1 rRNA gene is annotated in these 1,019 nt (G+C 51.9%); it reads left to right on the top strand.

Going from position 1 to position 1,019, the window contains the following annotated elements:
* Positions 1 to 18: 18 nt before the first annotated feature.
* Positions 19 to 1,019, top strand: a 16S ribosomal RNA gene (locus tag V3C40_RS28245); the annotation flags it as partial.

The raw sequence follows: 1,019 nt of genomic DNA, 5'->3' as shown, positions 1-1,019 counted from the left end.
GGCAAAGTAACAGAGATTAAACTGAAGAGTTTGATCCTGGCTCAGATTGAACGCTGGCGGCATGCCTTACACATGCAAGTCGAACGGCAGCACGGAGCTTGCTCTGGTGGCGAGTGGCGAACGGGTGAGTAATATATCGGAACGTACCCTAGAGTGGGGGATAACGTAGCGAAAGTTACGCTAATACCGCATACGATCTAAGGATGAAAGTGGGGGATCGCAAGACCTCATGCTCGTGGAGCGGCCGATATCTGATTAGCTAGTTGGTAGGGTAAAAGCCTACCAAGGCATCGATCAGTAGCTGGTCTGAGAGGACGACCAGCCACACTGGAACTGAGACACGGTCCAGACTCCTACGGGAGGCAGCAGTGGGGAATTTTGGACAATGGGCGAAAGCCTGATCCAGCAATGCCGCGTGAGTGAAGAAGGCCTTCGGGTTGTAAAGCTCTTTTGTCAGGGAAGAAACGGTGAGAGCTAATATCTCTTGCTAATGACGGTACCTGAAGAATAAGCACCGGCTAACTACGTGCCAGCAGCCGCGGTAATACGTAGGGTGCAAGCGTTAATCGGAATTACTGGGCGTAAAGCGTGCGCAGGCGGTTTTGTAAGTCTGATGTGAAATCCCCGGGCTCAACCTGGGAATTGCATTGGAGACTGCAAGGCTAGAATCTGGCAGAGGGGGGTAGAATTCCACGTGTAGCAGTGAAATGCGTAGATATGTGGAGGAACACCGATGGCGAAGGCAGCCCCCTGGGTCAAGATTGACGCTCATGCACGAAAGCGTGGGGAGCAAACAGGATTAGATACCCTGGTAGTCCACGCCCTAAACGATGTCTACTAGTTGTCGGGTCTTAATTGACTTGGTAACGCAGCTAACGCGTGAAGTAGACCGCCTGGGGAGTACGGTCGCAAGATTAAAACTCAAAGGAATTGACGGGGACCCGCACAAGCGGTGGATGATGTGGATTAATTCGATGCAACGCGAAAAACCTTACCTACCCTTGACATGGCTGGAATCC

Origin of the sequence: Janthinobacterium sp. LS2A (assembly GCF_036543145.1) — a bacterium.
Classification (GTDB): Bacteria; Pseudomonadota; Gammaproteobacteria; order Burkholderiales; family Burkholderiaceae_D; genus Janthinobacterium; species Janthinobacterium aestuarii.
Note: the sequence above shows the minus strand (reverse complement) of the source record. Positions and strands in the feature narration are given on the sequence as shown.